The organism is Vibrio scophthalmi LMG 19158 (genome assembly GCF_000222585.1).
GTDB classification, from domain to species: domain Bacteria; phylum Pseudomonadota; class Gammaproteobacteria; order Enterobacterales; family Vibrionaceae; genus Vibrio; species Vibrio scophthalmi.
Genome location: NZ_AFWE01000045.1, coordinates 1 through 3,849, shown reverse-complemented (window position 1 = coordinate 3,849; position 3,849 = coordinate 1). Strand labels below are relative to the sequence as shown.

Genomic DNA, 3,849 nt, shown 5'->3' with positions numbered 1-3,849 from the left:
ATCAAAAGCGACTAGAATGGCGCTGGGTGCTTTTGGTCTTCTACCAAAAGCAGTGTTGAACAGGATTGCTGGCGGTAGAAAGTCAAAAACCCCGAATGAACTATAAATTCAAACGAGGTTTTAGATGTGTTCCTGCAAGACAAATCTTAGCCTCTATTACGATTCAAATCAAGGAGGCGATAGTATGCCAAGAAGTAAAACCGCTCTATTGAGCTTAATTGTTATTTGCTTAACAATTTTGTGTTTCACATGGATGATGAAGGACTCACTTTGTGAGGTTTACATCAAGGATGGTAACTCGGAAATTTCAGCGACTAACGCCTACGAATCGAAATAGTAGCTGAACGAGGAGGGGATTCAGTTTGTTTTGTTTGGTTCGGCCATAAGCACCCATATCTACTGTTTGATAGCACTTAACGGTGAAGCAAGGATTGTTTCACCGTTATTCTATCCATCAAGCTCAGAGACAAGCCACCCAATCACAACACCACCTTTACTCAATCGATTACGCACCATCATGACGCTGTGTTCATGGCAAACCTGACGACGTAACTCTTTAGAGTGACCGCATAACACAATAAGCTCAAACAATACTCGTTTTCGTCTATCGTGACTGTTCATAAGCACCTCTTACCTGCGTGACGTTTATGAATATCTTACCTTTCCCTGAGCAATTGTTAACCATTAACACCTTGGTTAGTGGAACCATTGACCACATATAGAGACAAACAAGCTAAACCAACACTCAAGGAGTACCATGGCCGCTTACAAAATTATTTACTTAAACGACTCAAACGAGTTAATCAAATCAGAAACCGTTTTCATGCAAGGACTGAGAGGCGCCAAAACATCCTCAGCCTCACGAGCACCTTCTTGCACCGTCAAGATTGAACTGCGTGATATTGCCGGCCGTCTTCTTGCTTATAAAGAAAACAACCGCTGGAAGGAGTGCGCTGCTTAACGTGCAGTGATTGCCTATGCAAATTAAACGAGATTTTGAATACTACCGAAACCTGCATACCACCGTAACCAATGCCTTGCTGCACCTACTCTGCCAAGTATCGGCATCGAGTCGCCATTGCACAACTAGTACACGCAATGACATATTGATAAAATACCTAAAGCCCAAAGTAAAAGATCCGCGCTTGGCCAACATCAAAAAAGACGTAAAACTCATGCTTGCGTCCGCCAGAAACAAACAGGGTAACTTGGAGAGAAAATTGTACGAACTCAACGAACAGGCAAAGAAAACAAAACTGGCTGGAGCTGAAAAGCTCTACTCGTTATTGGTCTATTTGTATGACGACGAAGGATTAGAATCTCGCCTTTTTGAAGAAGGTGTAGAAGCCGAGCCTGGTATTCTCTACATGCTAGAAGATCATATTGACCATTGCTTTAGCGAAGACGGCGCACAAAAAGCGCCGGTATCGATGCTGATCCAGCTTGAGCGCGCACCGGAGCTTATTGACGCTATCAATAAGCATGGTTGGTTTACCGCCGAAATGAAAGAGTGGAACGACAGCACTTATCAAGCGCACATTCTTATTCACCCAACGGCCTAACACCATGACCATTATCGATCAAAAGATGCTTGCCTTGCAGCTCAAGATGATTCTTGAACCCTACGACAGTGGCAGCAAGTACACCCCCAAACATAAACCCGATCCTGATTTGACAGGTTTATTAGCCTCACTCGAACGATGCTATCGTAGAATCCGTTCTGTTGCACACTCGCGGCAATCAACAACATGCAGGCAGAATATTAGGCATGAATCGTGGCACCGTCCGCACTCATTGGAAGAAAGCACGCCAATATTCTTGAATGATTTTGGCTTTTCACATCTGGTCAACTAAAATGGGCACGGTTTTAGAGTTTTCCCAATATAATTGTTCTGACTCATTGGGAGTTAGACCACCGTTATACTGATGTGGCCTGAGTTGGCAGTAATATCCAATGATGTAGCGAGTTATCTCTTGTTGATCCTCTGCAAAGCTACGATAACCCACCGTTGGCACCCATTCCGTTTTCAGACTTCTAAAAAAGCGTTCCATCGGCGCATTATCCCAACAGTTTCCTCGGCGAGATAAACTCTGCTTTATTTGAAAACGCCACAGTAATTGGCGGTATTTACGAGTGGTATAGTGACTACCTATCGCTATGGAACATGACACCTTTAGGCTTTCCACTAGACTCATAAGCCATCGTGAGAGCTTTGCCTGTTAGCTTATGAGGTGATGATATCACCTCTAACTAAGTGACCAAATTCACTATGCCATTACAATATATAAATCTTAAATAAAGAACAATTTATATACACGATAGAAAATTCGATTCGCCAACTACGTTGCTATTGCCAATAATGTCAATATATATCATTACTTATGCGAGTGAATTAAATGGGAATAATCATGTTAACCAAGCAAAGCCCGTGTAATGGATACAGCGTTCATTGCTTACTTTGTGATAATGCACTTCAGTGCGGTCAGTATTTAACGGCTCTCTATGACTGTTCCGCACCAGTAGTTTTGGACACTGAGTTAAGTGAGTAAAACTACTGGTGCGGATCAGGATCTTGTGGTGAATGCAGTTAAACAAAGGTATTATCAGTCGCGCGCTGTACTTTTCGGTTAATCGTTCTGGCGAGAACACATCAACTCCCTCTTCCATCCATACACCAGAAATCGTCATAGCTCTTTTGGATCGCTCTTTGCCTATTACGTTAAATAGCTAAATTTGCCCTTACTTTTGCCGCTTAGGGAACAAACCTTGCTACAAGGTGGCGAAAGTAGGGGCTTTCTTATCTAAGAACCCTAGAAATTATTCTGAAAGTTAATTACAGTTTTTTGCCAAATGTTAAGCGCTTTTGATGCGTTTTCATTTCTGCGCGCTCAAGCCCCGTCCCACCAAAAAATGACCGATTTTCCAACCATATGTCAGCAATCTTCGATTGGTGTGATATACAGGGCAAGATCATGAAGACTTTTACCAAATGATTGGATTAACGTTGACCTGATAGGTTGGTTATGATCTTATTCTCCTCTTTTGAGGAGCCCCATGAATTTAAAAGCCATCAAAGCGTATTTCAGCATCATTCGAGACGAACGACAAAGCGCAAAAGTAAACTATCCTCTGTTCGACGTTTTATTTGGTTCAATCTGTGCCGTAATAGCCGGAGGCCAAGGCTGGACTGATATTCGAGAGTATGTCCTCGGACATCATGAATGGTTTCTTAAACATGGTTTATTCGAAAAAGGTGTTCCGGTTGATGATACCTTTGCTCGTCTGATTTCAAATATCGACCCAGCAGAGTTTCGAGATTGCTTTCTAGGCTGGATGAAAGCGGTGCACAAGTTAACTGGTGGTGAGGTGGTAGCCATTGATGGCAAAACTTTACGGGGTTCCTATGACAGAAACGACAGGCAAAGCACCATTCACATGGTGAGTGCTTATTCCAGTGCTAATCAACTCGTATTGGGTCAGCTAAAAACCGATGCTAAGAGTAATGAAATCACAGCTGTACCAGCTCTTCTACAGATGCTCGACTTACGAGGTGCGATCGTGACGATTGATGCGATGGCCTGCCAGACTAAGATAGCTAAAGCTATCACGAGCAAAGGGGGCGATTACTTATTAGCGGTTAAGGGTAATCAAGGTAAGTTAGCGGCCTCGATTCAGTCCGCCTTTTCGTCACGCCGGCGAGATCCAATTGACTGGGACAGATATCAAATTGAGAAGCAGAAGGGCCGGATTGAAGCGCGTACTTGTCATGTTCTGAGTGCACGTGAGTTGGAGTATCGTTATTACATTAGCTCTGCAGAACTGACTCCAGAGCAAGCAAGAGATGCTAT

Annotated in this window: 7 protein-coding genes and 1 pseudogene; 5 read left to right on the top strand and 3 right to left on the bottom strand. The window is 43.2% G+C overall.

What is annotated here, in order from left to right; genetic code table 11:
* Nucleotides 1–124: 124 nt before the first annotated feature.
* Complete coding sequence (locus RH88_RS22855) at nucleotides 125–337, top strand: Hok/Gef family protein (protein WP_420895764.1); 213 nt, start codon at nucleotides 125–127, stop codon at nucleotides 335–337.
* A gap of 110 nt (nucleotides 338–447) precedes the next feature.
* Here the strand turns inward: RH88_RS22855 and RH88_RS23680 are convergent, their stop codons facing one another.
* Entirely contained in the window at nucleotides 448–621 is a 174-nt protein-coding gene (locus RH88_RS23680; protein WP_005593292.1) for a hypothetical protein, read from the bottom strand.
* 136 nt (nucleotides 622–757) lie between these two features.
* Here RH88_RS23680 and RH88_RS02695 point away from each other — a divergent pair, with 136 nt between their 5' ends.
* From RH88_RS02695 to RH88_RS22850, 3 genes are all read left to right on the top strand, one after another.
* Complete coding sequence (locus RH88_RS02695) at nucleotides 758–961, top strand: hypothetical protein (protein ID WP_005593290.1); 204 nt, start codon at nucleotides 758–760, stop codon at nucleotides 959–961.
* A gap of 16 nt (nucleotides 962–977) precedes the next feature.
* Nucleotides 978–1,562: a DUF2913 family protein gene (locus RH88_RS02690; protein ID WP_005593289.1), complete on the top strand. Its 585-nt coding sequence runs from the start codon at nucleotides 978–980 to the stop codon at nucleotides 1,560–1,562.
* A 143-nt stretch (nucleotides 1,563–1,705) separates the two neighbouring features.
* Nucleotides 1,706–1,822 carry a helix-turn-helix domain-containing protein gene (locus RH88_RS22850; protein WP_081467354.1) on the top strand — a complete coding sequence of 39 codons (117 nt, stop codon included), beginning with the start codon at nucleotides 1,706–1,708 and terminating at the stop codon, nucleotides 1,820–1,822.
* 14 nt (nucleotides 1,823–1,836) lie between these two features.
* Here RH88_RS22850 and RH88_RS22845 read toward each other — a convergent pair.
* Both RH88_RS22845 and RH88_RS23340 read right to left on the bottom strand, forming a co-directional pair.
* Nucleotides 1,837–2,230: pseudogene (locus tag RH88_RS22845) on the bottom strand (integrase core domain-containing protein); the annotation flags it as partial.
* 177 nt (nucleotides 2,231–2,407) lie between these two features.
* Nucleotides 2,408–2,689 carry a hypothetical protein gene (locus tag RH88_RS23340; RefSeq protein ID WP_138944243.1) on the bottom strand — a complete coding sequence of 94 codons (282 nt, stop codon included), beginning with the start codon at nucleotides 2,687–2,689 and terminating at the stop codon, nucleotides 2,408–2,410.
* 366 nt (nucleotides 2,690–3,055) lie between these two features.
* Between RH88_RS23340 and RH88_RS02680 the strand changes: the two genes are divergently transcribed.
* A partial coding sequence (locus tag RH88_RS02680) for an ISAs1 family transposase (protein ID WP_005593287.1) occupies nucleotides 3,056–3,849 on the top strand: 794 nt, incomplete at its 3' end.